The following is a 25,330-nucleotide window of genomic DNA, read 5'->3' on the forward strand; positions in this document are numbered from 1 at the left end:
GTTTAATCGATATTCTGTGTCGATTTACTTTACATCAAAGATCTCTTTACGTTATTTGTTTGTCTATAAGCCTTTGTTTTATATTGGTTTAGCCTTGTTGGTACAGTGTTTGCTTCTTAGGGTGTAGTTGTAGTGCGTAACGATACGCACGGTAGTAGAGGTATCAAACAATGCGAAACTCAGTATTAGCTTTATTTGTTGGTTTAGTTTTCTTTCTCAGTGCGAATCAAGCATCCGCAGGTATTATTCACCATGACTTTAACCAGTTATTGCCTGGTGGCTTTATGGCAGAGTATTTCGATTTAGATCAAGATGGAATTCCTGCTGACGATTTAGGCTTGGGGGACGCAGGTTTCTTGCAGTCAGGTATGATGTTAGTTGATAACACTAATACTATGATGGTAACCGATGGCGTGTTAAGTATCGGCAGTATCGTTAATAGTACAGCTAATATGCGTACTGATGATTTTTTAGTCACGCTTTCTCAGGGTGAAAATTACTTAGGTACCAGAGGCGTATCAGGTTGTTCAATGTGTTATGGCTTTTTAACGATCACGCTTGATGGCGACCAAATGTTTTTAAGTAGCTTTACTTATGAAGAAGTTGCAAATCAATCAATAACCATAGCTTCAACGGTTTCTGTGCCTGAACCAGGTTCAATTGCACTTTTAGGTGCAGGCCTTTTTGGTATCGCTTGGATGCGTCGCAAGCGCATTTAGTTTTTCATCGATTAACATAAAACGCCTTTAATCAGGCGTTTTTTTATGTCGGTTGATTATTGTGGTGTGTGAGAAGTTATTAGCTTGTCTTTAAGGCGCTTGAGCTTTGATAGCGGTGTATAAAGCCTTTGTTTCAATTTATAGCGCAAGGTTTCTTTTAGCGTTATTGGTTTGGGGTCCGCTAACAGCAACGTCATCCCGTAATGTTTCATCCAAGGTTGGCATTCGGATTGGATAATTTCAGCTTCTCTCTTATCGATTGATTGTTGCCATGCGTGAATTCTTGTCGCATCTGGTGCTTGACCAACTAACTGGTGTTGTTTCAATGTGTATTGAGGTAACTTGATACCGTTACCTGCATTCATTTCTCTGGTATAAGGTATTCCGATAAATCGGCACAATTTAGGTAATATCGTTGCTTGCTCAGTTACATACTCCTCATAATTTAGCTCAAATGTTATATCGGGCTGCGAACAACAAGCTAAGTGTGAATAGGTGATCGCTCGCTGCCATTTTTTGGCAAAGGCCACCGGATCTTGACTGTTCCAACGGATAAGATTATGCATTGAAGCATAAACAGCTCGGGGATCTCTGACAATATGAATAAATTTGGCATTTGGAAATACGGCTAAATATTTTTCAACCCGCTCTCTATTGTGCGGCGTATGCTCAATCCAAAAGCGCTTATCACCTTGAGACAAACCAAAATGCAGTCGAAGGATATGAAAAACACGCTCTGCCCGAGGAGCGTTTGATTTAAACGGCTGGGCAAATTCATCAAACGTGATCGACATCCCAGATGCTTGGTAATGAAATTGCTGGGTTAGCTGATTATATAAGCTGCTTAGCTCTTCATCAGTTTTGGCATTACTTTCAATAATATCGAGCACGAACGGCATTTCTGGCAATGCAATGGCGTGCTCACTAGAGGCAAGGTGAGAAGCGAGCATGGTTGTCCCGCTTCGATAGGCTCCCATAATAAAGATTGGCGTGATATTGAGTTCATCCATAAACTTGCGTTCCGTCTTTATTGTGACTTTTCAGGGATGTTTTGTAATACAGCTGTCAATAGTTGCCAATATTGACCAACCGTTACAATCTCAACCTTTTCATCCGGTGAATGTGGAAATTTGATCGTTGGCCCAATCGACACCATATCCCAGTGTGGGTAGGCGGTTTTAAATAAACCACATTCAAGGCCTGCATGGATCACCATAATGTCAGGCATTTTGTTGAAAATAGTCTGATACGTATCACGAACAACCTGCATAATGGCTGAGCTAGTATCTGGTTTCCAACCCGGGTAGGCACCACTAAACTCAATAGTCGCACCAGCTAATTCAAATGTTGATTGAATCATGCCTTGAGCATCATCACGGCCATCGTCATGTAAGCTACGAATTAACACTAAGGCATTAAATTTATTACCTTTTGTTCTGAGCACACCGAGGTTAGATGAGGTTTCAACAATGCCTTCAATATCGTCACTCATGCGAATGACCCCGTTGGTGCAAGCATTTAATGCACGTAAAACGGCAAATTGGCTATTAAGTGTCCAGCAGGTGTCGAAGGTTTCCGGTGAGATAAGCGATAGCGCTAAATCGGGCTCAACGGCTTTTAAGCTAGCTTTTACCGTTTCTAGGTGGCTGACTAAATAAGCTTTTAATGCATCGACCTTAGTTGATTCAACAACAAAACTCGCATTCGCTTCACGCGGTATCGCATTGCGCAAGCTGCCGCCGTTTAATTCAGTTAGCTGGATATTAAATTGACGTGTTGCTTCGAGTAAAAATCGCACTAATAGCTTATTGGCGTTTGCTCGACCGGTGTGAATATCAACACCTGAGTGACCACCTTTAAGGCCAGAAATAGACAAATTAAACGATTCAAAGCCCGATGGCACTGCCATGGTTTCGATGTCAAAGGTTGCACTGCCATCAATACCGCCAGCACAGCCCATGTAGACTTCACCTTCTTGTTCTGAATCAGTATTGATCAAAATGTCGCCGTCAAGCCAGCCAGGCTCGAGGCCGAATGCGCCAGTCATACCTGCTTCTTCATCAATTGTCACGAGTACTTCTAATGGACCGTGGGCAATGTCATTACTAGCGAGAATCGCTAGCGCCGATGCTAAGCCAATACCGTTGTCAGCGCCTAACGTTGTATCTTTTGCTGTTACCCATTCACCATCAATATAAGGTTGGATAGGATCAGTGAGAAAGTCGTGCTCTGTGGTTGCATTTTTTTGCGGCACCATGTCCATATGGGCTTGTAAAATTACGCCACGGCGATTTTCCATGCCAGCTGTCGCCGGTTTTTTAATAAACAAGTTACCCACGGCATCTTCTTTAACGCTTAAACCTTGCTCTTTAGCCCAGCTTTGGATCCATGCTGAAATGCGCTGTTCGTGTTTAGATGGGTGTGGAATTGAGCAAATTTGCTCAAATAATTGCCACAATGTACTGGGGTGAAGTTGTGATAATTGACTCACGTAAGTTCCTCAAAATCTGATAACGACCTAGTCTATTTTAGTAACAAAACTCGTTATGCATTATATTTCTTATTTATCGGCTAATAGAAATAGCCATTGCTCGTTAAAATCTTCGCTGGGCTTTTTAGTAAAACCTGAACGCACATAAGCACTAATTTTACCTTCACAGAACGACACTAAAATATTAGCTAATGCTTGCTCATTGATAGTAAAGCCTTTGCCTTCACGCAGCTTACGCTCTCGCAATACTTGCTTGTACTGTGATTCTAGTTTTTCGAAAAACTGATGAACGCGTATGCGCAAGCGCTCGTTTTCGCCCATTAATGCATCGCCTGTTAAAATGCGACACATACCAGGGTTACGCTCAGCAAAAATTAGCAACACGTGGGTAATGTGATGACAACGAACAAGTGCTTCTTTGTGATCGGTGAGAATTAAATTAATACGTGAGAAAATTGACTCTTCGATAAATTCAATTAACCCTTCAAACATCCTCGCTTTTGACGGGAAGTGACGATAGAGTGCTGCCTCTGATACGCCAACTTCTGCCGCGAGCTTTGCCGTGGTAATGCGTTGACCTGGACTGGTTTGTAACATCAGTGCTAAGCACTCAAGGATTTGCTGTTTTCTACTTGGTTTTTGTGTTGCAGGCATAATGCGACTTTCTTATTATTCATGCTTTTAAGAAATTTGATTGTAACGTGAAGTTTGCTTGTTGCCAATCTAAAGTCGCTAGTTTGTGTGCGCTTACTTACTACTTATTTACTATTTTGCTTGATAATAAGTTCGACGAGTTGCTGGGCGACCTGAGCTTTACTCGCTAATGCAATATCAAACTTCTCCGTGGTACTGAAAACGTGTAATGCGTTTTGATCACTATTAAATCCTTGTCCTTGCTTTGCAACATCGTTGGCAGCGATCATATCGAGATTTTTTTTAAGCAATTTTCCCTTGGCGTAAGCTTCTACATCTTGTGTTTCTGCGGCAAAACCAACAACGAAAGGTTTGTCTTCAAGCTTAGCGACATCGGCGACAATATCGGGATTTTTCACCAAAGTTAGCGTCAATTCATCTTGAGACTTTTTGATTTTTTGATCGGCGACTTGGCCAATACGGTAATCGGCTACCGCGGCACAAGCAATAAACACATCTGCCTGTGGCGCTTGAGCAATCGCTGCTCGGTGCATTTCTAACGCGCTTTCAACGTCAATTCGATCGCAACCTAACGGTGTTGCTAAATTCACTGGGCCACTGATAATAGTCACTTTAGCGCCAATACGACGTGCTGCCTGAGCAAGCGCATAGCCCATTTTCCCCGATGAATGATTACTGATATAGCGCACTGGATCAATTGGCTCGCGCGTTGGGCCTGCGGTAATTACCCAGTGTTGGCCAGCCGCTGATAGTTCTGCATCCTGGAATTGTTCAACACAGGCATCAATTAATTCAGGCACATCAAGCATACGCCCCAAACCCACATCACCACAAGCTTGATCGCCACTACCGGGGCCAAATATTAGGTACTGCCGATTGCGCAAAACAATCAGATTTTCTTGAGTCGCTTTAGCATGCCACATTTGTTGGTTCATCGCGGGTGCGATAGCAATAGGCGCAGCGCTTGCTAAACAAACTGTAGTCAATAAATCATCGGCAATGCCATGAGTAATTTTCGCTATTGTGTTGGCCGTTGCCGGCGCAACTAAAATAAAGTCGGCCCACTTAGCGAGCTCAATGTGTCCCATAGCAAGTTCAGCTTGTCTATCGAGCAAGCTCTCAGAAACATCATTGCCTGAAACGGCCTGTAAACTTAACGGTGAGACAAACTCTTTAGCACTTTGAGTTACAACAACACGGACATCAGCGCCTTGATCTTTTAAACGACGAACCAGCTCGGGCGTTTTGTACGCCGCAATACCCCCTGATACACCTAAAAGAATTTTTTTGCCCTGTAAAATTGTCATAACCTGCTAATCTTAATCTCGAATAAAGCGATAGCTTATACCAATTTCGCTAAATAGTTAATTATTCAACGCTACGTCTAGGAAGGATAAAAGCAAAATGGAACGGATATCACAATGGCCGCAAAATGAGCGCCCCAGAGAAAAACTATTACAACTTGGCGCACATGCGCTATCAGATGCAGAGTTGTTAGCGATATTTTTACGCACTGGAACTAAAGGTAACCACGTGGTTGATCTTGCTCGGCAGCTGATCAAAACCTTTGGCAGTATTTCAGGGATCTATCAGGCGACAGAGCAGCAGTTTTGCCAAGCTAATGGCTTAGGCCAAGCAAAATATGTGCAGCTGCAAGCGTGCTTGGAAATGACTAAGCGATATCTCGCCGAAGATTTGTTTACCAGTGACGCTTTGACCTCTAGCCAACAAACCAAAGACTATTTGATTGCTCAACTACGCGCTGAAAAGCACGAAGTTTTCGCTATGCTAGTGCTTGATAATCAACACCAAATTATCGCCTTTGAAAAAATGTTTTTTGGCACGATTGATGCGGCGGCGGTATACCCCAGAGTATTAGTGGAAAAAGTGCTTGGGCTTCACGGTGCAGCGGTAATCTTGTGTCACAACCACCCGAGTGGTTTAGCAAGTCCAAGTCGGGCGGATTTACAAATTACCGAGCGAATAAAACATGCGCTTAGTTTAATTGACGTGACTGTACTTGATCATATTATCGTCGCGGGGTGCCGAAGTTACTCTTTTGCTGAGCATGGCAAGTTGTAATATCAAATCAAAAATCTAATTCACTTGGTATAAAGATTGAACAATGCTTGCACTTCATTCAATATCACACTAGTTTTTATATAAAGCATCGCGATGAATTTCAGCGCTTAAGGAGTAAAAATGAGTGATGAAGAACAGATGAGTGAACGTCGCCGACATATACGATTAGATATGGAAGGGGAGGTTGTTCTTTTAGAGTGGCTAGAGGGCAACAATGGATGCTCTGAAAAATTTGTTTGTGTTGATTTCTCGCGTAAGGGGATAAAAGTCAGTAGTGATAAAAAAATAGCGCTTTATACGCCGGTAGATGTCACGTTAATGCCTGATACGTCGAAGCAACATACATTAAAAGCTCGCGTTATTAGGTGTGTGATTGATCGCGACGATCAATACAGCATAGCGATGCTATTCCAAGATTAATGACCTGATAGGTAAAGATGTACAACATAGGGGTTTTTTAACAATGATGATTTTAGTTGGTGGAGAAAAAGGCGGCAGTGGTAAAAGTTGTTTAGCACAGAACTTAGCTGTGTACTTCGCGAAGCACAAAAAGGCGATCGTGCTGATGGTCGATTGTGATCCTCAACGAACCACTTCAGATTGGATCCACGCACGAAATGCAGACCCGAGCTTACCAGCGATTAATTGTATTCAGCTTTACGGAAAAATCAGGAATGATCTGCTGAGCCTAGTACAACATTACGATTACGTAATTGTTGACTGCGGAGGGCAAGACAACTTAGCTTTGCGTGCGTCAATGTCAGTTGCTGATCATGTGTTGATTCCCCTTAGACCTAAGCGTCGAGATCTAAAAACTGTTCCTCATATGGAGGATATGTTGAGTACTTGTAAAATGGTCAATCCAAAACTCAACGCATCATTTGTTATCACCCAATGCCCGTCATTACCAAACCAAGCTAATCGAATACTTGAAGCAAAAGATGTTTGCCGATCCTACGGCATCAATGTATTGAATGCAGTGACTTTTAATCGAAATGTCTACGATGACAGTGAAGAGTTAGGTTCGTCTGTTATTGAGGTTGAACCCGAGGGCAAAGCGGCGCTTGAAATAATTGCTATAGCAGAAGAAGTATTAGCTATGAAGCCAGGTAATTCCCATGAGTTTAACTGATTTAAAAAAAGTTAACACGGGGAAAAAGCAGAAAAGGAAAAAAGTGTCGGTTGATGCATTTATTAACGATGCTGTTAACTACGCAAAAGGAAAACCTAAGGTTGTTAGTGCACGGCCATCACAATCGACAGTTAACCAAGAAAAAGTCGCTAAAAAAAACTATAAACACGCAACGTTTACTTTAAATCAGCAGGCAATTGACACCTTGCAATTATTAGCCGATGAAACTGATTTGGCTAAATCGCACATTCTTAGGATTCTCTTGGGTAGTGATCCTGATGAAGCGCTAAAACAGAGGTTATTATCGATTATTGATAAAAAAGCAGATCAATAGTGGGGAAATAAACATCGTAATGAACAAATTTTTATCAGTTTAAGGTCTTGTTTTATACAGTTAAGTACGTGAGTTATTGTTCTAACTCGTTGTATTTTAGTGGTTTATTAATATACCTGTATGAAAATGTTATAAAAACTAGCATTACCTTCGAACTTTCCCTATAATATGCCACCTTTTTCGGGATCCTGCGGCGACGGCCATGGGTGAAAAATAACTCGAGCTGAAATTAATTTTGGAGTGACATATGTCTAGAGTTTGTCAAGTTACTGGCAAAAAACCAGTCGTAGGGAACAACCGTTCTCACGCAAGAAACGCGACTCGTCGTCGTTTCTTACCAAACCTTCAATCTCACCGTTTTTGGGTTGAGAGTGAAAACCGTTTCGTAAAATTACGCCTTACTCCTAAAGGTATGCGTATTATCGACAAGAAAGGCATCGATGCAGTATTAGCTGATATCCGTGCTCGTGGCGAAAAGATCTAAGGAACCATCATGCGTGATAAAATTCGTTTAGTATCTTCTGCTGGTACAGGTCATTTTTATACTACTGACAAGAATAAAAAGACGATGCCAGAGAAAATGGAAATCAAAAAGTTTGATCCTAAAGCACGTAAGCACGTGATCTACAAGGAAGCTAAAATCAAGTAATTGATTGTTAGCATAAAAAACCCGGCAATTGCTGGGTTTTTTTATGACCAAAATTCAGTATTATTGAGCCATTAATACCGAGTGAATCAGATTGGTATATAGAAGGTCAAATGATTAGATTATCCCGAGCCGGTTGGAATAACGTTATTATTTACTCTGTGATGGCGTTTATTTTGCTGATCAACCTAACACAAAAAAACTCACAAGATGAAAGCGCACCTGCGGCTGAGGTTAGTCAGTTAATCGCTGATCATCAAGTGATTTTAACCTTGACGATAAATCAATGGGTGTCCGTTGAGCGCATCGGTCAAACATGGCGGACATTACCTAATGTCCTTACGGGGCAGCCACTAGACCAAATGATGATGAGTTGGCACAACCTTGAGGTTCAAATGGTTGATAAACCGGCGGATTTTGATCAGTCTAATGCGGTGATTGTTTCTGCACTCCTAGCCGGCGATAGTGATTTACACTATTTCATGTTGAAACAAACGGCCAATGGGTTATTGATTTTTAAGCAAGCACCAAGTGGTGAAGAACTGTGGTATGTAACCCAGTCACAGCGTTATCAACAACTCTTGCCACCGCAAGTAATAGCACCACAAGGGGTGAATAAATGCCTGAATTACCTGAAGTAGAAGTTTGTAAGCTCGGCATTTCGCCACATATTATCGGGCAAAAGGTCGACGAGGTGGTTGTGCGTTATTGGCAATTGCGTTGGCCAATTCCCGAAGCCGTATTAACGGTTAAAAATCAAATTTTGCGAGATGTTCAAAGGCGCAGTAAATACCTAATGTTGGTTTTTGACCATGGTACTTTGCTGATCCATTTAGGTATGTCTGGAACAATTCGCGTGGTTAATAAAGATATTGAAGTGGTTAAACACGACCACTTTGATTTAGCCTTTGTTAACGGCAATATTTTACGACTTAATGATCCACGACGTTTTGGCGCGGTGTTGTGGTTACCCGATCATCAAGATATTGATGGCGTGTTGGCAAAGCTAGGCCCTGAACCTTTAACCGACGCGTTTAATGCTGATTATTTATTTGCTTGTGCCAAAGGACGAAAAACGAATATCAAAAATTTTTTAATGAGTAATCCTGTGGTCGTAGGTGTTGGTAATATCTATGCTAATGAAGCACTGTTTCTCGCTGGTATCTTGCCAACTGCGCTTGCCGGTAATATCTCTAAGCGTCGTATCGCTATTTTGGTTGATACCATCAAAGCCGTGCTTGAATCAGCTATTTCGCAAGGTGGCACGACGCTAAAAGACTTCACCCAAGCCGATGGTAAGCCGGGGTACTTTGCTCAATCGTTAAATGTTTATGGTCGGGGTGGCCAACCTTGCTTAGTATGTGAAACTGAGCTCAGTGAAATCAGGCAATCCAACCGAGCGACAGTTTACTGCAAAAAATGCCAGAAAAAATAAAATCTTAAAGGCGATAAGGCGATAAGGCGATAAGGCGATAAGGCGATAAGGCGATAAGGCGATAAGGCGATAAGGCGATAAGGCGTTATCGCTTTAACGCACTAACAATCGCTTTTTCTACGATGGGATCAACAAATTGACTGACGTCGCCTTTGTGTAGTGCAACTTCTTTCACTAAGCTTGACGAAATGAATGAGTTTTCTTCGGCAGGCGTTAAAAATACACTTTCTAGATCTGGACTTAATCGGCGGTTCATATTCGCGAGTTGAAACTCGTATTCAAAATCAGAAACCGCTCTTAAGCCACGCAGTAGTACATTAGCTTGATGAAATTTGGCAAAGTCCACCAATAGACCACTAAAGCCAACCACGGTGACGTTAGGTAAATCTTTGGTGATTTGTTCGATAAACTCGACCCGTTGTTCAAGAGAGAATAACGGCTGCTTGCTTGGGCTCGCCGCTACGCCGACAATGATTTCGTCGAATAGTTTACTACCGCGAGTTATCAGGTCGCAGTGGCCATTGGTAACAGGATCAAAGGTGCCTGGATAGATAGCTTTTACTGGCATTTTTAGTCGCCGCTTATTGATTTATTTAGCTTTATTGTAAATGCCAGTTAGGTATTTTCATAGTGCTTTAGACAAGCGTTTGTTGGTTAGCTGAACTTCATGCCAAGTTTTTCAAGCATTGCCATCATCTGTTCGTTAATCAAGTTAAGCGCTTTAAATGGCCTAACCATCACTTTGAATTCGACAATTTTTCCCGCCTCGTTAAAAGTGATCATATCGATACCATTAACAAAAATACCAGTAATTTGTGTGGTGAATTCTAAAACAACTTTCTCACCGCCCTCGCGCCTTTCATGTGCTTCGGTAATATATTCAAAGGTTTCGTTTAAAAACGTGTGAAATGCAGCGGTCAAATACATTTGTACCATTTGCTTACCTTCAATTTTCCGGTGAATAACTGGAGAATGCAGCACAACATTATCGGCTAGTAAATCAGCCAATCCAGTTAAATCTCTTGATGTTACTACCTGATGCCATTGTTCAATCATGATAATTATTCCGTTTTATTAAATTTTCACATGAGTTGTTATAGTTATTCACCGTATCTGACATATGTCAAGTTTAATTGTTGGGAGACAAAATGTTAATTGTGATAGTAAGTTGCTGATAGATATACCAAGTGAATTAAATATTTGATCACTCAGCGAGATTTAAAAGGCTTTTAGGCAAGGCTTTGATTGCCGATAATGGTTATTCCCTTATCAAAATCAGTAACGAAGCATAAAAGCCTTTTAAACTCGCCCTTGGGAGCTCGTCAGAAAAGTGATAATTTCACAAATTTACTTGATGGAGAATGCTACATCTGCATAAATTTCTTTTATTCTAACTTCCCTGACGCAGCTCTGAGTCGGTCAAATATTTAGTCCAATTGGTATTTGTTAGGTATTTGTATTGATTGTTGAATATTTGAACTTAAAGTATTTGCTCGAAAATACTTCCGTTTTGTTAATAATTGATAGTATGATAGAAAAATTCGAGGCTGTAAGAGTAAATAATTATTATGAAAACGCGGGATAAAATAATTCAAGCCAGTATTGATTTATTTAATGAGCATGGAGAGCGAAACGTTACCACTAACCATATAGCTGCTCATTTAGGTATTAGCCCGGGTAATCTTTATTATCACTTTCGAAATAAAGAAGACATTATTCTTTCGATTTACGAAGAATATGCAAGAAAATTATTACTTGATACCTTCCCAATAGCTTCACCAGATATTGAGCCACTTGATGCCATCATCAATTACATGGATACGGTGTTTCAAGCGATGTCGAGATTCCGTTTCTTTTATGCAAACTTACCCGTTTTACTCGATAAAAACCCAAGTTTGCGAGAAAAGTATGTTGAAGTTCAGGAGCTTATTCGCACGCAAGTGAGCGATTTACTCATTTCATTACGCGACGTAAACATGATTTCGTTTGAAGATGAAGAGTTGCCTGATTTAGTCAGTGTGTTGCGGATTGTTAACACGTTCTGGTTGAGTTTTTACCAAACACAAAACTTACATCCAAATATTGATTCGTCAGTGTTTATTGAAGGTGTATTAAAAATCTTTGCTTTAATTCGCCCGTACACGACACCGGCAGCATTACCTGAATTTATTAAAGCGCGTGACTTATACCTCAAGCGTCACCAAGAGATGCAAACGGTTGCTTAAGTGCTTTGGTAACCTGCTAATAAGTGTTGCCAATCAGACTCTTGCCAATAAAACTCGCTTAGGCGAGTTTTTTCTTTTCTGAAGGAGCGCAACAAGCGATCAAGATTCGCGCGCTGCCATGTCTCATTGCATTTGCGTTGTTCACCGCGATCAAAGTCGATAAGCCAAACTTTATCACCTTGGTCGAGTAAAATGTTATGGCAGTTTAAATCGTCGTGATAAACCCCTAATTGATGAAAGGATTTGATAGTGCTGCCTATGGCTTGCCACTGATTTTCAGTTAGCGGGCGATTTGCTAATATGCTGACGACATCGTTGGCATTTTTAATTCGCTCGGTGATGAGATCCGCGCTGTAACACAGGCCATATTTTCTAATACCGATAGCAATAGGTGCCGGGCAGGGTAAACCATGTGCTTTCATGTACACCAAGAGTTCGAACTCGCGCTTAGCTCGGGTGTGTTCGATGCCTAAGAATACGTATTTATCTTTGATGAGCTTGCCAATTAAACCACCGCGATAGTAATGCTTTAATACCCATTGCTGCTGATTGTGTTCAACAAAGTAAGTGGTGCCACGCCCTTGAGCAGTGCCACTAATGGCATTTTTACTCAGCCAGAATTGGGGTGAAAAAATTGCCATATCAGCTTCTGCCAATTTGGACTCATCAAATGCTAAGTAACATTTTGAGCTTTTAACAACTTTTATCTGACCTGACTTTTCAATTGCATTGGGATTCACAGGGTAATAGCTTCTCTATTTTATATCTGCGCCTATTGTGGTTTTTCCCATCTGCTAGGTCAATTGGAATTAAACCATTTTTTCACTTGGTATCAGTATTTGCTTGCGCTAGATCAATGAAGATTCTGCTTTGGTAGGTACTATGAAGGCAACAAAGATAACATTAAGGGTAAACAAGATGTCTATTGAAAAGCACGATCTACACCACGAGTTTCCAGAGTTTCATGATGAGATCCACGACTTAAAAATGAATGATGCTCACTTTGCAAGACTATTTAAAGAGTACCATGAAGTAAACAAAGAAGTGATCCGCATTGAAGAAGGTGTTGAAAACACCACAGATCAGTATCTAGAAGAACGCAAGCTCAAGCGTCTTAATTTAAAAGACAACCTATTTGTTATGCTGAAAAAGCAACAAGAACAAGCGTAAGTTTCTCTCTAAGGGCTTACTGGTAAAGTAAGCCGGCAGTTATAGCTATAAGCAACTAATAACAATAACAAAGACCATTGGCCAATACTTAGTTTACTAGGTGTTGGCTTATTTTTTGGTGGGTTGTCACTAATGCTCCTTGATTTTGGTTGACGACCTTACGAGCGTTGTCACCAAGTGCTTGGCTACGCTCGGGGTTGGCAAGTAAATAACAAACCTGCTCACTCAATTGAGTTTGATAATTCACTGGTGCGATACCTTCAGTTAATTGGATAATTGCCCCGCCATTGAGCATGTTAGTCATCACTTGTTTGAAATTTGACATATTGGGGCCAACAATAATCGGCTTGTGATAAAAAGCTGGCTCTAATGGGTTGTGACCACCTACTTGGCTAAAGCTGCCACCCATAGTAACAACATCGGCAAGCTTAAATGCCGCCATTAATTCACCTAAACTATCAAGTAGCCATACTTGATGGTCGGCTAGAACCGACGCTGCTGTGCTGCGCCTTACGGTGTTAAATTGCGCTTGGCATAGTGTCGCGATTTCTTCAAAACGCTCAGGGTGTCTTGGGACTAATATCAACAGCAAATCAGGTTGTGTTTTTAAGATTTCGCTCAATGCGCCTAAAACAATTTTTTCGTCACCTGGGTGAGTGCTGGCAACCAGCCAAACAGGTCGTTTGGTTGTAATTAATTGATCAAGCTGCTGCTGCTTTTCTATGACATCCTCTGATAGGACAATATCGTATTTGAGATTGCCCGATACCTGCGTGATGTTAGTTGGGGCCCCTAAGGCAAGAAAGTTTTCTTGGTTATCAATACTCTGGCACAGAATATCATCGAAATTCTGTAAGCACGGTGTGATCAACCAAGTTAGCTTGCGATAGCTTTTCATTGAATTATTCGATAACCGACCATTGATTAATTGTAAATGGATACCTTGATGGCGCGCTTGCTGTATCAAATTCGGCCAGAGTTCTGTTTCCATGACGACTAAGCTTTTAGGCGCGAGGGTTTTGAGAAAAACATAGCTCGACAATGGGTTATCGATAGGTAAGTAAACGTGTTGTACCCGATCGCCAAATAATTTTTTGACCTGCTCTGAGCCCGTTGGTGTAAATGTCGTGAAGGTGATCGGTGTTTCGGGGTGAGTCAGCAATAACTTTTGTACCAAAGCTTTTAGTGCTAATACCTCGCCAACACTCGAGGCGTGAATAATAAGGCCACCTTTTGCTAAACCTTTGGGTAGAATACCTAAGCGCTCAATAAGTCGATGGCGATAGGCTGTTTGACGTGTTGAGCGAATAATTAAAGCGAGCAAAAGTACTGGTGTTAAAAGTAACATCAGCAGGCGATAGCAAAGCAAAGCGAAGAAGTATTTCAAAAACGACTCATTGGATGATTGTTGATATCAAGCAGTATAACGAAGTCTGATATCGCTCAACAAGCGTGAAAATGTCCAAGCCTCTGCTATCATTGCTTTAATTGGCAAAAATGATGAACAAATCGAACAGTTTTATTGATAAAACTAACAGATAAGCATGTGCTTTTTATTTGGTTATCGCGTAAAATTCGCTAAAAATGATGCCTAGTTCGCATAATAAAATGCGGTTGGGTGGCTATTATCACAAATTATTTACAACGAGGCGGTTATGTCATCGAATTTTTATCAGTATTTGCAACAGCAAATTGACCAAGTAAAAGAAGAAGGTTTGTACAAAGACGAACGCGTTATAACCACTGCTCAACAGGCGGCAATAGCCGTTGCGTCTGGCGAACAGGTGATTAACTTTTGTGCTAACAACTACTTAGGATTAGCAAATCACCCGTCATTGATTGAAGCGGCAAAAGCAGGCTTAGACGACCACGGTTTTGGTATGGCATCTGTGCGTTTTATTTGTGGTACGCAAGACATTCACAAAACCTTAGAGCAAAAATTAAGTGACTTCCTCGGCATGGAAGACACCATTTTATATTCGTCTTGTTTCGATGCTAACGCTGGTTTATTTGAAACCTTATTAGGACCAGAAGATGCCATTATCAGTGACGCCTTAAATCACGCATCTATTATCGATGGTGTACGTTTGTGTAAAGCTAAACGCTTTCGCTATGCAAACAACGATTTAACCGAGCTTGAAGCCTGCTTAAAAGCTGCTGATGAAGCCGGTGCACGCTATAAACTGATTGCTACTGATGGCGTGTTTTCGATGGACGGCGTTATTGCCAACCTAAAAGGTATTTGTGATTTAGCCGATAAGTACAATGCATTAGTCATGGTTGATGATTCACACGCGGTTGGTTTTGTCGGCGAACAAGGTCGTGGCAGTCACGAATATTGTGATGTTATGGGGCGCGTTGACATTATTACCGGCACGCTTGGCAAAGCTATGGGCGGTGCTTCTGGCGGCTATACCTCTGCGAAAAAAGAAATCGTTGAGTGGCTGCGTCAGCGCTCTCGTCCGTATTTATTTTCAAACTCATTAGCACCAGCGATTGTGAGTGCATCGATTCGTGTTTTAGACTTGTTAGCCGAAGGTGATGAGCTGAGAAAAACACTAAAAGATAACGCCAAATACTTCAGAGAAAACATGGAAGCGGCTGGCTTTACTTGTGCCGGTGCCGACCACGCCATTGTGCCGGTTATGCTAGGCGATGCCAAGGTTGCCAGTGAAATGGCAAATCGCTTATTGGCCGAAGGTATTTACGTGATTGGTTTCTCTTTCCCTGTCGTACCGAAAGGACAGGCGCGAATTCGCACGCAAATTTCAGCTGCTCACACTAAAGCACAGCTAGATAAAGCGATTGAAGCTTTTGTGCGTATTGGCAAAGAAATGGCTGTTATTGCTTAGGCATAAGACAAAGCTAGTAGGTACGTATTTACTAGCAATTTAAATCGTTAAATATTTGAGATTAATGACATGAAATCATTAGCTAAGTTGCACGCCAAAGAAGGCATTTGGATGACTGACTCACCCAAGCCGGAAATGGGGCACAATGACTTATTAATAAAGATTAATAAAACCGCAATTTGTGGTACCGATATTCATATCTACAACTGGGACGAATGGTCGCAAAAAACGATTCCCGTCCCTATGGTTGTTGGCCATGAATACGCGGGTGTGGTTGTTGATATGGGCCAAGAAGTGAAAGGCTTTAGTGTTGGCGATCGCGTTTCGGGTGAAGGCCATATTACCTGTGGCCACTGTCGTAACTGTCGCGGTGGTCGCACCCATTTATGTCGCAACACTGTTGGTGTAGGCGTGGACCGCGAAGGTTCATTTGCTGAATACTTAGTGATCCCTGCGTTTAACGCTTTTAAATTACCTGATGAAATCTCAGATGATTTAGCCGCGATTTTTGACCCGTTTGGCAATGCAGTTCATACCGCATTATCGTTCGATTTAGTCGGTGAAGATGTGTTGATCACTGGCGCTGGTCCGATTGGTATTATGGCTGCCGCAGTAGCAAAACACGTTGGTGCTCGCCATGTCGTCATTACCGATGTTAATGAGTATCGCCTTGAACTTGCTCGAAAGATGGGCGCAACACGCGCGGTTGATGTCAGTAAAGAAAAACTCAGCGACGTGATGGCTCAATTAGGTATGACAGAAGGCTTTGATGTTGGTCTTGAAATGTCAGGCGTGCCAATGGCGTTTACGGATATGTTAGAAAACATGAACCACGGTGGTAAAATTGCCATGCTAGGTATTCCTGGTAGCGATATGGCCATTGACTGGAGTAAAGTCATTTTCAAAGGGTTGACGATCAAAGGTATTTACGGTCGAGAAATGTTCGAAACTTGGTACAAAATGGCAAGCTTGATCCAATCTGGTTTAGACTTATCGCCGATTATCACGCACCACTACGATATTGATGATTTCCAACAAGGCTTTGATGTCATGCGTTCTGGTCAATCGGGTAAAGTGATTCTCGATTGGACAAAAAACAGCTAAGCAATCATTTTAGCGATTGCTATAGTATGATGAATAAAAAGGGGGCATGGCTCCCTTTTTTGACAAGAAAATATAAATTGAATGAGAAGGTGAGTTATGTCAACAAATTCTGTTGATAGTTTTAATCATATGAGTGCAAACCAACTAAACGAACGCTTGGCTAACGAAGCGCTAGTTATTGTTGATATTCGCGATGCCAATGCCTTTGCCAATGGCCGTATTTTAGGCGCTCAGCACTTAACGAATGACAACTTAGGTGATTTTATCCGAGTAGCCGACTTAGATGCGCCAACCGTTGTTTGTTGTTATCACGGTATTTCGAGCCAACAGGCTGCTCAGTTTCTTGCCAGCCAAGATTTTAGTGATGTTTACTCGCTCGACGGCGGCTTTGAAATGTGGCAAACCACCCATCCAGAAAAAGTAGAGCGCTAATGTCTGATCACGGCTTAACGCCACTTGTTGAGGTTAACCAACAAAATATAGCGCTGATTTTCTGTGATTATTTAAAAGCACAAGAGATTCGCGCTGAAGTTATCTCATCTGAGGCAGGTTATGTCATTTGTTGCCAACCTGACGCCATTGGTCAGGCGCGAGAGCTGTTCGAGGTTTTTATTCAAAACCCCTACGACAAACGTTATCAAAAGGCCGCTTGGCATCAAGGTCAAGTGACCGAGCTCGATGATAATCAAGATAACTTATTAACGGTGTTTAAAAATAATTTCCTCGCTCATGCTGGGCCAACGACATTAACCGTGTTTATTGCTTGCTGGGCTGTTTACGGTTTGAGTGTGTTTGGCTTTGCCATGGACATGTTTAATAGCTTGAAGTTCTACAGTGACTTTTCTTGGTCTGAAGTTATTATCCAACCACACCGTTTAATAACGCCTGCGCTGTTTCACTTCTCCCTGTTACATATCGCCTTTAACACCATGTGGTGGTGGCAACTAGGTGGCGCGATTGAAAAGGAGCAGGGCGTGCAACATTTACTGCTGATTTTTATCATCAGTGCAGTGGTGTCGAATGTTAGTCAGTTTCTTGTATCTGGGCCCAATTTTGGTGGCTTGTCTGGTGTTGTTTATGCCGTTGTTGGCTATGTTTGGTTTATGGGATATTTAATGCCCGAAAAAGGTCTGCAATTATCAAAGCCAGTGATAGGTATGTTGTTGGTTTGGTTAGTGTTAGGATTTGTTGACTTATTGCCAGTAAATGTTGCCAACACCGCACATCTAACCGGTTTAATTAGTGGTTGTGTCTTGGCTTTGTTGTATGTGAACTGGCATAAAAAAAGGCAGTCTTAACTGCCTTTGTTCACTACCAATACTTGTTATCCCGAGTTCGGGTTAGTTATCAAGCCATTGGGTAAAAAGTAGTTTTTTAACCAGTGGCTGACCCGTCTCTTGAGTAAGTAATTCTTTAACGCGATCTTCACAGAGCTTTTGAATTTCGCTGCGACCGCGAATCGATTTGATTTTTTCTTCAGGTTGTTGACCGATCACAGTAATGATCGCATCACGCAATAACGGCGAGTGGTGTTCGACAACTTCTAGATTAGACGTTCCTTCGATCATTAACTCAACGGTTAAGCGAACAAAGCCCATTTTCTTTTGCGTTGAAACATAATTCGTCACAATATCTGGCTCAAACCCATAATAAGCGTATTCAGCCGCTTTAGCTGTGCTAAGGCAAGATAATAATAACAAACAAGAAATCAGCTTTTTCATAACTTGGAACGTTTTTCTACTCATAATCAATACTGTGGATCATAACCTGATTTTATGCAATGGTCAGGTATTATTTAATCAATATTTTTCGTATTACGCATTGGCTAAGTTGCGCATCCACTTTTTCTGTAAAACACGGGCAAAAAATAAAAATGCTTTGGCTACTTCTTCTGAATAAGTCGCTAAGGCAACCCAAAACAAGGGTAATTGCAGCACAAAAGCACAGTAATAGGTTAACGGAATACTAATCAGCCACATGCCAACAATATCAATGTATAAGCAGGCTTTGGTTTCTCCACCGGCGCGCAATACGCCCATGGCTTGGGTCATATTAGTAATTTTTATCCACGCACCTAAGCAGATGATTAGAAAGACGTCACTGGCTAAATCAACAGTGGGGACAGGAAGATCAGCAAATGGAATAAACACCCAATGCTTGGCGAAATAAAGCAGAGCGCCCAGCAGCAAGCCAACAATCGGCGCAAGTGTAATAAAGCTTCTCGCCGTTGACCAAGCTTCGTCAAATTTATCTGCGCCTAGTTTTTGCCCGACCATAATCGCGCAAGCGCTAGCAAAGCCAAAAAACAGTGAAATATACATACCTTCAATTGGTGATAGCAGGCTCATTACAGCGAGCTCTTTAGTGCCCATTTGACCGTAAATTAGCTGATAAACAAACGTGCCAAGTGACCATACACCGAAACTAAACATCATTGGCCAAACAATTTTTAATAACTTCCACCAAGGTCTCGGGTTAGCCAAGAGTTTGATATCTTCACTATGAGGGATTACTGGATGAAGTGCTCGCATGAGTACATAAAGAAAAATCATCAAGTGAATAGCGCGAGAAATGGTGGTTGCTAAAGCCGCACCGTCAACACCCAATGCCTCGATACCTAAACCGCCGTTGATCAACCAATAGTTGAGCACGATATTGACAGCAATGGCAATGGTGCTTAAGGCCATGGGTAAACGCACTTGGTTGATACTGCGAAGCGCATTTTCTAACACCATGATCACGGCGATTAAACAAAGGCTAGGCATGGTGATCCACAAGTAACTTTGGCCAAGCGCGATCACTTGTGCGTCGTTACTGCCGATGGCAATCACATCGTCAGCTAGATAGAAAAAGCCAAAAATAATCGGGAGCATCGCCAGTACACCAATGAGAGATCCCATTAATACGGTACGACGAATTTTCTCGTGTTGTTGCGCGCCCCAATACTGAGCAACTAGGATACCGACCCCCCAAGATAACCCCATAATAATCACTAGTACAACAAACTGAATGCGATTACCTAGGCCTACCGCTGCCACCGCTGCGTCACCTAAATGACTGACCATCATGACATCGACCATGCCCAATAGCGTGACTAGGGTATTTTGCAGGGAGATTGGCCAAGCGAGCTTGAAGCTAGCTTTTAAAGAACGGGTATTGAGCCAAGACATGTAAAGGGGGGACTCCAGAAAAGTGCAACTAAATTAGGCAATGACATCATAGACTTGTTATTATAAGCGCTAGATAAAATTAATGTTGCCGAATATGAGTAGTTTACAACACTTATTCCCGATTAACCTTAGCGCCGACTGGCAAAATCAGATTCCAGAAGGACTGAATACGTATGTTAGAGACTGGTTGTTAGATGAAAGTTCACTTACGGCGCGTTTGAAAGCCAACGCAACCACATTTCGCTTAGCTGTTTTAGGTCAGCAAATTACTTATTGCAGTGAGCGTGAAGCGTGTATTTATATCAAAGCCGGCGAGCGTGTATTGGCGCGCGAAGTGGTGTTGTTCTGTGACGATAAACCTCAGGTTTTTGCCCGCAGTTTACTACCATTAACCAGTTTGACCGGCGAGCAAAAAGCGTTGGCTGAGTTAGGTGAGCAGCCATTAGGTCAGGTGATATTTAGTTCGCCTAAGTTAAAACGCAAAGCACTACAGATCGCTGAGTTTTCTTCAGACAATCAGTTAAAAGCCCTTAATCACCAGTTAGGATTACCCCAACAAACAAGCGTTTGGGGACGAAGATCGACGTTTTTAATCGATGATAAGCCGATTTTAGTGGCTGAAGTTTTTTTGCCTAATAGCTTGGCGTATAAGCAAGGTTAGCAATAAGTATGAGTACGATACTTTCACAACGCATTCAAGGCATTGTTCAAATTACCCGGATGGACAAACCCATCGGCACCTACTTGTTATTGTGGCCAACCTATTGGGCTTTATGGGTTGCGTCAGAAGGCTTTCCGTCGTTACATTTGTTATTTGTCTTTACCCTAGGTGTATTTTTGATGCGCAGTGCTGGATGCGTGATCAATGACTTTGCCGATCGCAAAGTTGATGGCGCAGTTAAACGCACCAATCAAAGGCCATTAGTTACCGGCCTCATTACCCCTGAGCAAGCGATTGTTTTATTTGTGTGTTTACTAGCGGCCGCCTTTGGCTTGGTAACTTCGCTTTCACTTTATACCATTAAACTCTCTGTTGTTGCGGTATTACTCGCGACACTTTACCCGTTCATGAAACGCTATACGAACTTACCTCAGGTTGTCTTGGGGGCGGCTTTTAGTTGGGGGATGATTATGGCGTTTGCAGAAGTCATGGGTTACATACCACTTGGTGCTTGGTTTTTGTTTTTTGCTAACGTTACTTGGACGGTCGCATACGATACCATGTATGCCATGGTCGACCGCGATGATGATTTGCGTATTGGGGTAAAATCAACCGCTATTTTATTTGGTGATAACGATAAAAAAATTATCGGCTTACTACAGATAGTAACATTGGGCTTGTTATTCAGCGCTGGCGAGCTGTTTGCACTAGGTTGGCCATTTCATTTAAGCCTGATCATTGCTGCAGGTTTCTTTACTTATCAACAAATGCTTATTGCCAATCGCGATAGGCAAAAATGCTTTCAAGCGTTTCTCAATAATCATTATGTTGGCATGATTATCTTTATTGCCATTTTGATTGAATATTTCTAAGCCGTGATGGGATTGCGTTACGAATTTCTACAATTTCGAACGCTTTCTTCATACGTAAACTTGTTAATTTTTCCTAAAATAAAAGCAAATCACATATTAATAGTGCTGACTTCGGTGATCTGAAGTTACTAACAAGTTAGGAAGAAAAGATGCTTTGGCGAATTATTCGAACCATAATTGCAACGGTGTTATTCATCGGCTTACCTTATTTTATTTACGTTGGCTTTATCGCTGATGAGCCGTTAATGGACGTAGAAAACGATGTTGATATGGGGAAGCGGGTGGTTGAAAGTTTATCACGCGATGTTATTGAATACCCTGTGTTATCTGAACAAGATTATCCTGAGGCCTATCGTTACATCCAAAATATGATTGATGAAATTGTTGCTAGTGATGAAATTAAATATCGCGACACGTTTGAGTATCACACCGTTAAAATAATTGCTCGTGATGATGTGCTGAATGCGTTTTGTGCGCCAGGCGGCTACATTTATGTCTATTCTGGGCTAATCAAATACCTTGATAGTAAAGATCATTTAGCCGGCGTGCTAGGCCATGAAATAGCTCATGCAGAATTACGTCATTCAAGCATCCGGATGCAGAAAGAGTATGGCCGTGACAAGCTATTTGAGTTTCTTATTTTTGCCACCCCTGCAGACTTAGGTACCTTGATTGGTGCTAAGATTTTGCAAGAGTTGATGACGCTAAACTATAGTCGCGATCAAGAAGCCGCCTCGGATCGGTTATCGGTAGATTATTTACAAGATACTCAGTATGCCTGTAATGGTGCTGCGGGATTCTTTGAAAAGCTACTAGACAAAAACAACGATGTTCGGATACCAGAATTTTTAAGTGACCATCCTGCATCACAATCAAGGGTAGACGATATCAATCGACGAGCGGCACAATTACAGTGTAACACTGAAATTGGCGATCAAAGTGATTGGCGCGCCTTTCAGCAAATGTTACCCGATGCCCCTGGGCCAGAGAAAAAATAGTAGAATAGATATGCTAGAGATGCCCGACTACTCGGGCATGACGACGGTTACCTGGTAGAGATGCCCGACTACTCGGGCATGACGACGGTTACCTGGTAGAGATACTCGGCTACTCCGGGCATGGCGACGGTTACCTAGTAGAGATGCCCGACTACTCGGGCATGACAATCACTAAGTGTTAATTAGCGAGTTATACTCTGCAACACATCGATACTCACTAAGTTACTGACGACCTTTTTAATGTCTTCAAGGCTTGGTTGGGCAATGAGCTCATTATTGTCAGATACTTTAATATAGCCATTGTCTTTCATCGCGTTGATTAATGCTGATTGTGCTTTTGGCTCAATAAATTCAGGTGCATTAATGTTGTTTAACACAGATAAGCGTTGCGCGATTGATACCATACTTTGCTCTAATGATTTCTTGCTGATCGGGGCCAAACGAGCGGTTAATTGGCTGACAATAACTAAGCGCTGAATGGTTTCATCGATAACATCGCTCATGAGGGTTGCATACGCCTTCATATGAACATCATCTGTCAATGACCAAAACCCAGCTTTGGTCGATTTAGCTACTTGCTGTAACTCAAGCGCGCTTAGCACGCGGTCAACTTGCTTCGCCAATGTCTCTTGATCTTGCCACAAGAAAAACTCAGCTTTGAGTAATGGCCAAATTAACTGTGCTTGCTCAATAATTTCATCTCGTGCCATTTTGTGGTTGTTGGCAAGGATACGGCACACCAAAGACGGCAATAAAAAAGTATGCAAAATATTGTTGCGGTAGTAGCGCATTTCTAAAGAAGCGCCTTCCTTTAACGAAATATATGCACCTAAGCTATCTTTATCAACGGTGACTTTGTTAAGTGATATTAAGTGCTCAACTAAGGCCTTACCTGACTCTTCTGGAATGGTTATGGCATCACTATAAGGTGCTAGACGAGCGGTTTCGAGGAAGAAATCCATTTGTGCTTCTAATTCACCTTGAGCTAAGGCTTGATTGTCAGTTGCATGAAGGATTAAGCCGGCTAAAGAGACGGCATTAAGTGCAGCACTTTTATTGATTTTAGTCATCACCACGTCACCAAGACCGTTAACGGTTGGCGTTAGCCACGAAGGTTTTTGTGGATCAACCGGGTCAATATCCTCTTTCCACTGCGGTACTTGGTCATTTAAATATTGGTTTAAATGAATCGGCTCGCCAAAGTTAACAAAACCTTTGCCGTAGTTACGCAGTTTTTTAATTGCGCCTAGCACACCGAGAATCGATTCGTTTTTCTTTTTACTACCACTGAGCTCTTTGTGGTAAGTCGCAACTTCCATTACGTGCTCGTAACCGATGTAAACAGGTACTAGCGTTAATGGCCGATCGATGCCGCGCAATAAACTTTGAATAGTCATGGCTAACATCCCAGTTTTTGGTGCAAGTAAACGCCCTGTGCGGCTGCGACCACCTTCAGTGTAATATTTAACCGAGTAGCCTCGATCAAACAGCAAACCTAAGTATTCCCTAAAAATTGCTGAGTAGAGGCGATTACCACCAAAACTACGTCGAATAAAGAAGGCGCCCGCCTTTCTGAAAATTGGTCCGGCAGGCCAAAAGTTTAGGTTAATACCTGCGGCAATACGCGGCGTTACTAGCCCCTGATGGTAAATTACGTAGGTTAACAGTAAGTAATCCATGTGCGAACGATGGCAGGGTACATAGATAATTTCGTGGCCATCTTCTGCTGCTTGGCGCAGGGCACTGGTGTTTTTTACTTCGATATTGTTGTATAAGCGATTGAATAACCAACCTAAAACACGCTCACCTACACGGATCATTGATTCGCGATAATCGCCGGCGATCTCATACATCATGTCTTTGGCTTGCTTTTTCACTTTTTCGACGGGCAAGTTTTTCGCTTTTGCTTCATCGGCTATGACGCGCTTGATCGACGGGTTGGCAAATAGCGCGGTAAACATTTGTTCGCGATCCATAAGACGAGGTCCTGTTGCTGCGATGGTTTGGCGATGAAAATGGAACCGAGCGACACGCAACAACTTGTGTGCTGTATCTTCATCGCTACCGTGTTTGTCAGCCATATAACGAAGTGATACCGGATTAGAAAAGCGTACTAGGGTATGACGGCCGAGAAATAACACGATAAAGAACTTTCTGAGCCATGTAGGTGATTCTTGGTCGGCTAAAATTGTCCCGACATTGGCATTGTTTTTTTCAACCGTTGGTGCACGCCCCCAAGTTAAGTTTACTGGGATCAGCTGTGCTTCTTGGCTAAGGTCATCTCTGTGCTGTTCTAAGAGACTAAGTCCTTGTTCTATCGCGTTGGTTTTACCTGCTTTACGCCACTTGAATAGCGGTGTTGGTTTGTCGATACACAAGGTACGGTTAAATGTTTTTCCTTTAATCTCAACATGCTCAAGTGGATCAGGTAAGCCAAGCTTTTTACAGGCTTTTTGTAATGACAATAAATCACTGGCCGATTGATGGCGAACGACATAAAAAATAGGTTTATCAGTTTTTACGCTACCGGAGCTGATAAAGTCGTCAGGAACGATTTTACACCTCACGAGTAGTTTAATGGGTAGCGTTAATAATAAATAAAATAATGAACGAAGTGCTAACATGTTGTATCGAGTTATATTATCTGGACGGCTTATTTTAGCACTAAGAATTTGCTTTGTCTTTTACTGTGATGTGCGCAAGTGAATGATTCGGCCCTAGTAATCATCTCGCGATGTCAGTCTTAGTCGTCATCCCGTGATGTTTTAACACGGGATCTCCAGAT

The 25,330-nt window shown here is 42.0% G+C and carries 29 protein-coding genes; 18 read left to right on the forward strand and 11 right to left on the reverse strand.

Going from position 1 to position 25,330, the window contains the following annotated elements:
- Positions 1-170: 170 nt before the first annotated feature.
- On the forward strand, positions 171-719 hold the full coding sequence (locus tag LP316_RS03915; RefSeq protein ID WP_193022778.1) for a PEP-CTERM sorting domain-containing protein: 549 nt from the start codon (positions 171-173) through the stop codon (positions 717-719).
- Between the two features lie 56 nt (positions 720-775).
- On the opposite strand, the gene LP316_RS03920 is transcribed toward LP316_RS03915, so the two are convergent.
- The 4 genes from LP316_RS03920 to coaBC form a co-directional block, all read right to left on the reverse strand.
- Positions 776-1,729 carry a sulfotransferase family protein gene (locus LP316_RS03920; protein ID WP_193022779.1) on the reverse strand — a complete coding sequence of 318 codons (954 nt, stop codon included), beginning with the start codon at positions 1,727-1,729 and terminating at the stop codon, positions 776-778.
- 17 nt (positions 1,730-1,746) lie between these two features.
- Positions 1,747-3,210, reverse strand: a complete 1,464-nt coding sequence (locus LP316_RS03925; RefSeq protein ID WP_193022780.1) for an aminoacyl-histidine dipeptidase — start codon at positions 3,208-3,210, stop codon at positions 1,747-1,749.
- Positions 3,211-3,279: 69 nt separating this feature from the next.
- Complete coding sequence (gene slmA, locus LP316_RS03930) at positions 3,280-3,864, reverse strand: nucleoid occlusion factor SlmA (protein ID WP_193022781.1); 585 nt, start codon at positions 3,862-3,864, stop codon at positions 3,280-3,282.
- Between the two features lie 104 nt (positions 3,865-3,968).
- Positions 3,969-5,171 (reverse strand): bifunctional phosphopantothenoylcysteine decarboxylase/phosphopantothenate--cysteine ligase CoaBC, encoded by a 1,203-nt coding sequence (gene coaBC / locus LP316_RS03935; protein WP_193022782.1) that lies wholly within the window; start codon positions 5,169-5,171, stop codon positions 3,969-3,971.
- 97 nt (positions 5,172-5,268) lie between these two features.
- Here coaBC and radC point away from each other — a divergent pair, with 97 nt between their 5' ends.
- The 8 genes from radC to mutM all read left to right on the forward strand — a co-directional run bounded on the left by radC (position 5,269) and on the right by mutM (position 9,493).
- Positions 5,269-5,946, forward strand: coding sequence for a RadC family protein (gene radC, locus LP316_RS03940; protein WP_193022783.1), 678 nt, complete (start codon positions 5,269-5,271; stop codon positions 5,944-5,946).
- Between the two features lie 120 nt (positions 5,947-6,066).
- A complete protein-coding gene (locus LP316_RS03945; RefSeq protein WP_193022784.1) occupies positions 6,067-6,366 on the forward strand; it encodes a PilZ domain-containing protein in 300 nt (99 codons plus the stop codon).
- Positions 6,367-6,409: 43 nt separating this feature from the next.
- On the forward strand, positions 6,410-7,078 hold the full coding sequence (locus LP316_RS03950; RefSeq protein WP_193022785.1) for an AAA family ATPase: 669 nt from the start codon (positions 6,410-6,412) through the stop codon (positions 7,076-7,078).
- A complete protein-coding gene (locus tag LP316_RS03955; protein WP_193022786.1) occupies positions 7,065-7,412 on the forward strand; it encodes a replication protein RepA in 348 nt (115 codons plus the stop codon). Before LP316_RS03950 ends, LP316_RS03955 begins: the two co-directional genes overlap by 14 nt.
- A 247-nt stretch (positions 7,413-7,659) precedes the next feature.
- The gene (gene rpmB, locus LP316_RS03960) at positions 7,660-7,896 is read left to right on the forward strand and encodes a 50S ribosomal protein L28 (protein ID WP_189769050.1); all 237 of its coding nucleotides are present in this window, start codon (positions 7,660-7,662) and stop codon (positions 7,894-7,896) included.
- 9 nt (positions 7,897-7,905) lie between these two features.
- Positions 7,906-8,061 (forward strand): 50S ribosomal protein L33, encoded by a 156-nt coding sequence (gene rpmG, locus LP316_RS03965; RefSeq protein ID WP_033078277.1) that lies wholly within the window; start codon positions 7,906-7,908, stop codon positions 8,059-8,061.
- Positions 8,062-8,171: 110 nt separating this feature from the next.
- Positions 8,172-8,699, forward strand: a complete 528-nt coding sequence (locus LP316_RS03970; protein WP_193022787.1) for a hypothetical protein — start codon at positions 8,172-8,174, stop codon at positions 8,697-8,699.
- On the forward strand, positions 8,678-9,493 hold the full coding sequence (gene mutM, locus LP316_RS03975; protein WP_193022788.1) for a bifunctional DNA-formamidopyrimidine glycosylase/DNA-(apurinic or apyrimidinic site) lyase: 816 nt from the start codon (positions 8,678-8,680) through the stop codon (positions 9,491-9,493). The genes LP316_RS03970 and mutM overlap by 22 nt, the downstream gene beginning before the upstream one ends.
- An 85-nt stretch (positions 9,494-9,578) precedes the next feature.
- On the opposite strand, the gene coaD is transcribed toward mutM, so the two are convergent.
- Together coaD and LP316_RS03985 are read right to left on the reverse strand one after the other, a co-directional pair.
- Positions 9,579-10,061, reverse strand: a complete 483-nt coding sequence (gene coaD / locus LP316_RS03980; RefSeq protein ID WP_193022789.1) for a pantetheine-phosphate adenylyltransferase — start codon at positions 10,059-10,061, stop codon at positions 9,579-9,581.
- 86 nt (positions 10,062-10,147) lie between these two features.
- Entirely contained in the window at positions 10,148-10,549 is a 402-nt protein-coding gene (locus LP316_RS03985; protein ID WP_193022790.1) for a nuclear transport factor 2 family protein, read from the reverse strand.
- A gap of 512 nt (positions 10,550-11,061) precedes the next feature.
- Between LP316_RS03985 and LP316_RS03990 the strand changes: the two genes are divergently transcribed.
- Positions 11,062-11,718 carry a TetR/AcrR family transcriptional regulator gene (locus tag LP316_RS03990; RefSeq protein ID WP_193022791.1) on the forward strand — a complete coding sequence of 219 codons (657 nt, stop codon included), beginning with the start codon at positions 11,062-11,064 and terminating at the stop codon, positions 11,716-11,718.
- On the opposite strand, the gene LP316_RS03995 is transcribed toward LP316_RS03990, so the two are convergent.
- The gene (locus LP316_RS03995) at positions 11,715-12,458 is read right to left on the reverse strand and encodes a 3-deoxy-D-manno-octulosonic acid kinase (RefSeq protein WP_193022792.1); all 744 of its coding nucleotides are present in this window, start codon (positions 12,456-12,458) and stop codon (positions 11,715-11,717) included. The genes LP316_RS03990 and LP316_RS03995 overlap by 4 nt on opposite strands.
- Before the next feature lie 178 nt (positions 12,459-12,636).
- On the opposite strand from LP316_RS03995, the gene LP316_RS04000 reads away from it, so the two are divergent.
- Entirely contained in the window at positions 12,637-12,888 is a 252-nt protein-coding gene (locus LP316_RS04000) for a YdcH family protein (RefSeq protein ID WP_193022793.1), read from the forward strand.
- Positions 12,889-12,976: 88 nt separating this feature from the next.
- Here the strand turns inward: LP316_RS04000 and waaA are convergent, their stop codons facing one another.
- Positions 12,977-14,275 carry a lipid IV(A) 3-deoxy-D-manno-octulosonic acid transferase gene (gene waaA, locus LP316_RS04005; protein ID WP_319020970.1) on the reverse strand — a complete coding sequence of 433 codons (1,299 nt, stop codon included), beginning with the start codon at positions 14,273-14,275 and terminating at the stop codon, positions 12,977-12,979.
- Between the two features lie 268 nt (positions 14,276-14,543).
- On the opposite strand from waaA, the gene LP316_RS04010 reads away from it, so the two are divergent.
- The 4 genes from LP316_RS04010 to glpG all read left to right on the forward strand — a co-directional run bounded on the left by LP316_RS04010 (position 14,544) and on the right by glpG (position 18,142).
- Positions 14,544-15,740: a glycine C-acetyltransferase gene (locus LP316_RS04010; RefSeq protein ID WP_193022795.1), complete on the forward strand. Its 1,197-nt coding sequence runs from the start codon at positions 14,544-14,546 to the stop codon at positions 15,738-15,740.
- 69 nt (positions 15,741-15,809) lie between these two features.
- Positions 15,810-16,844 carry an L-threonine 3-dehydrogenase gene (gene tdh / locus LP316_RS04015; protein ID WP_193022796.1) on the forward strand — a complete coding sequence of 345 codons (1,035 nt, stop codon included), beginning with the start codon at positions 15,810-15,812 and terminating at the stop codon, positions 16,842-16,844.
- Positions 16,845-16,940: 96 nt separating this feature from the next.
- Positions 16,941-17,276 (forward strand): thiosulfate sulfurtransferase GlpE, encoded by a 336-nt coding sequence (gene glpE, locus LP316_RS04020; RefSeq protein ID WP_226960797.1) that lies wholly within the window; start codon positions 16,941-16,943, stop codon positions 17,274-17,276.
- Positions 17,276-18,142 carry a rhomboid family intramembrane serine protease GlpG gene (gene glpG / locus LP316_RS04025; RefSeq protein ID WP_193022797.1) on the forward strand — a complete coding sequence of 289 codons (867 nt, stop codon included), beginning with the start codon at positions 17,276-17,278 and terminating at the stop codon, positions 18,140-18,142. Before glpE ends, glpG begins: the two co-directional genes overlap by 1 nt.
- Before the next feature lie 42 nt (positions 18,143-18,184).
- On the opposite strand, the gene LP316_RS04030 is transcribed toward glpG, so the two are convergent.
- On the reverse strand, positions 18,185-18,565 hold the full coding sequence (locus LP316_RS04030; RefSeq protein ID WP_193023802.1) for a flagellar basal body-associated protein FliL: 381 nt from the start codon (positions 18,563-18,565) through the stop codon (positions 18,185-18,187).
- Positions 18,566-18,658: 93 nt separating this feature from the next.
- Positions 18,659-20,014: an MATE family efflux transporter gene (locus tag LP316_RS04035; RefSeq protein WP_193022798.1), complete on the reverse strand. Its 1,356-nt coding sequence runs from the start codon at positions 20,012-20,014 to the stop codon at positions 18,659-18,661.
- Between the two features lie 94 nt (positions 20,015-20,108).
- Here LP316_RS04035 and LP316_RS04040 point away from each other — a divergent pair, with 94 nt between their 5' ends.
- The 3 genes from LP316_RS04040 (at position 20,109) to LP316_RS04050 (ending at position 22,545) form a co-directional block, all read left to right on the forward strand.
- Positions 20,109-20,675: a chorismate--pyruvate lyase family protein gene (locus tag LP316_RS04040; RefSeq protein ID WP_226960798.1), complete on the forward strand. Its 567-nt coding sequence runs from the start codon at positions 20,109-20,111 to the stop codon at positions 20,673-20,675.
- A gap of 8 nt (positions 20,676-20,683) precedes the next feature.
- Complete coding sequence (gene ubiA / locus LP316_RS04045; RefSeq protein WP_193022800.1) at positions 20,684-21,547, forward strand: 4-hydroxybenzoate octaprenyltransferase; 864 nt, start codon at positions 20,684-20,686, stop codon at positions 21,545-21,547.
- Positions 21,548-21,696: 149 nt separating this feature from the next.
- Positions 21,697-22,545 (forward strand): M48 family metalloprotease, encoded by an 849-nt coding sequence (locus LP316_RS04050; RefSeq protein WP_193022801.1) that lies wholly within the window; start codon positions 21,697-21,699, stop codon positions 22,543-22,545.
- 182 nt (positions 22,546-22,727) lie between these two features.
- On the opposite strand, the gene plsB is transcribed toward LP316_RS04050, so the two are convergent.
- Positions 22,728-25,169 carry a glycerol-3-phosphate 1-O-acyltransferase PlsB gene (plsB, locus tag LP316_RS04055; protein ID WP_193022802.1) on the reverse strand — a complete coding sequence of 814 codons (2,442 nt, stop codon included), beginning with the start codon at positions 25,167-25,169 and terminating at the stop codon, positions 22,728-22,730.
- Between the last annotated feature and the right edge of the window lie 161 nt (positions 25,170-25,330).

This window comes from Thalassotalea sp. LPB0316 (assembly GCF_014898095.1).
Classification (GTDB): domain Bacteria; phylum Pseudomonadota; class Gammaproteobacteria; order Enterobacterales; family Alteromonadaceae; genus Thalassotalea_G.

What these genes read in the sequence shown, in the direction of transcription:
- rpmG (WP_033078277.1), top strand. Translation starts at nt 7,906, where the DNA reads ATGCGTGATAAAATTCGTTTAGTATCTTCTGCTGGTACAGGTCATTTT.
- ubiA (WP_193022800.1), top strand. Translation starts at nt 20,684, where the DNA reads ATGAGTACGATACTTTCACAACGCATTCAAGGCATTGTTCAAATTACC.
- glpG (WP_193022797.1), top strand. Translation starts at nt 17,276, where the DNA reads ATGTCTGATCACGGCTTAACGCCACTTGTTGAGGTTAACCAACAAAAT.
- LP316_RS03920 (WP_193022779.1), bottom strand. Translation starts at nt 1,729, where the DNA reads ATGGATGAACTCAATATCACGCCAATCTTTATTATGGGAGCCTATCGA.
- coaD (WP_193022789.1), bottom strand. Translation starts at nt 10,061, where the DNA reads ATGCCAGTAAAAGCTATCTATCCAGGCACCTTTGATCCTGTTACCAAT.
- tdh (WP_193022796.1), top strand. Translation starts at nt 15,810, where the DNA reads ATGAAATCATTAGCTAAGTTGCACGCCAAAGAAGGCATTTGGATGACT.
- LP316_RS04010 (WP_193022795.1), top strand. Translation starts at nt 14,544, where the DNA reads ATGTCATCGAATTTTTATCAGTATTTGCAACAGCAAATTGACCAAGTA.
- LP316_RS03950 (WP_193022785.1), top strand. Translation starts at nt 6,410, where the DNA reads ATGATGATTTTAGTTGGTGGAGAAAAAGGCGGCAGTGGTAAAAGTTGT.
- LP316_RS04050 (WP_193022801.1), top strand. Translation starts at nt 21,697, where the DNA reads ATGCTTTGGCGAATTATTCGAACCATAATTGCAACGGTGTTATTCATC.
- LP316_RS03985 (WP_193022790.1), bottom strand. Translation starts at nt 10,549, where the DNA reads ATGATTGAACAATGGCATCAGGTAGTAACATCAAGAGATTTAACTGGA.
- rpmB (WP_189769050.1), top strand. Translation starts at nt 7,660, where the DNA reads ATGTCTAGAGTTTGTCAAGTTACTGGCAAAAAACCAGTCGTAGGGAAC.
- LP316_RS04000 (WP_193022793.1), top strand. Translation starts at nt 12,637, where the DNA reads ATGTCTATTGAAAAGCACGATCTACACCACGAGTTTCCAGAGTTTCAT.
- slmA (WP_193022781.1), bottom strand. Translation starts at nt 3,864, where the DNA reads ATGCCTGCAACACAAAAACCAAGTAGAAAACAGCAAATCCTTGAGTGC.
- LP316_RS03955 (WP_193022786.1), top strand. Translation starts at nt 7,065, where the DNA reads ATGAGTTTAACTGATTTAAAAAAAGTTAACACGGGGAAAAAGCAGAAA.
- LP316_RS03945 (WP_193022784.1), top strand. Translation starts at nt 6,067, where the DNA reads ATGAGTGATGAAGAACAGATGAGTGAACGTCGCCGACATATACGATTA.
- plsB (WP_193022802.1), bottom strand. Translation starts at nt 25,169, where the DNA reads ATGTTAGCACTTCGTTCATTATTTTATTTATTATTAACGCTACCCATT.
- LP316_RS04030 (WP_193023802.1), bottom strand. Translation starts at nt 18,565, where the DNA reads ATGAAAAAGCTGATTTCTTGTTTGTTATTATTATCTTGCCTTAGCACA.
- LP316_RS03970 (WP_193022787.1), top strand. Translation starts at nt 8,172, where the DNA reads ATGATTAGATTATCCCGAGCCGGTTGGAATAACGTTATTATTTACTCT.
- LP316_RS03990 (WP_193022791.1), top strand. Translation starts at nt 11,062, where the DNA reads ATGAAAACGCGGGATAAAATAATTCAAGCCAGTATTGATTTATTTAAT.
- LP316_RS04040 (WP_226960798.1), top strand. Translation starts at nt 20,109, where the DNA reads ATGAGTAGTTTACAACACTTATTCCCGATTAACCTTAGCGCCGACTGG.
- radC (WP_193022783.1), top strand. Translation starts at nt 5,269, where the DNA reads ATGGAACGGATATCACAATGGCCGCAAAATGAGCGCCCCAGAGAAAAA.
- glpE (WP_226960797.1), top strand. Translation starts at nt 16,941, where the DNA reads ATGTCAACAAATTCTGTTGATAGTTTTAATCATATGAGTGCAAACCAA.
- LP316_RS04035 (WP_193022798.1), bottom strand. Translation starts at nt 20,014, where the DNA reads ATGTCTTGGCTCAATACCCGTTCTTTAAAAGCTAGCTTCAAGCTCGCT.
- mutM (WP_193022788.1), top strand. Translation starts at nt 8,678, where the DNA reads ATGCCTGAATTACCTGAAGTAGAAGTTTGTAAGCTCGGCATTTCGCCA.
- LP316_RS03915 (WP_193022778.1), top strand. Translation starts at nt 171, where the DNA reads ATGCGAAACTCAGTATTAGCTTTATTTGTTGGTTTAGTTTTCTTTCTC.
- coaBC (WP_193022782.1), bottom strand. Translation starts at nt 5,171, where the DNA reads ATGACAATTTTACAGGGCAAAAAAATTCTTTTAGGTGTATCAGGGGGT.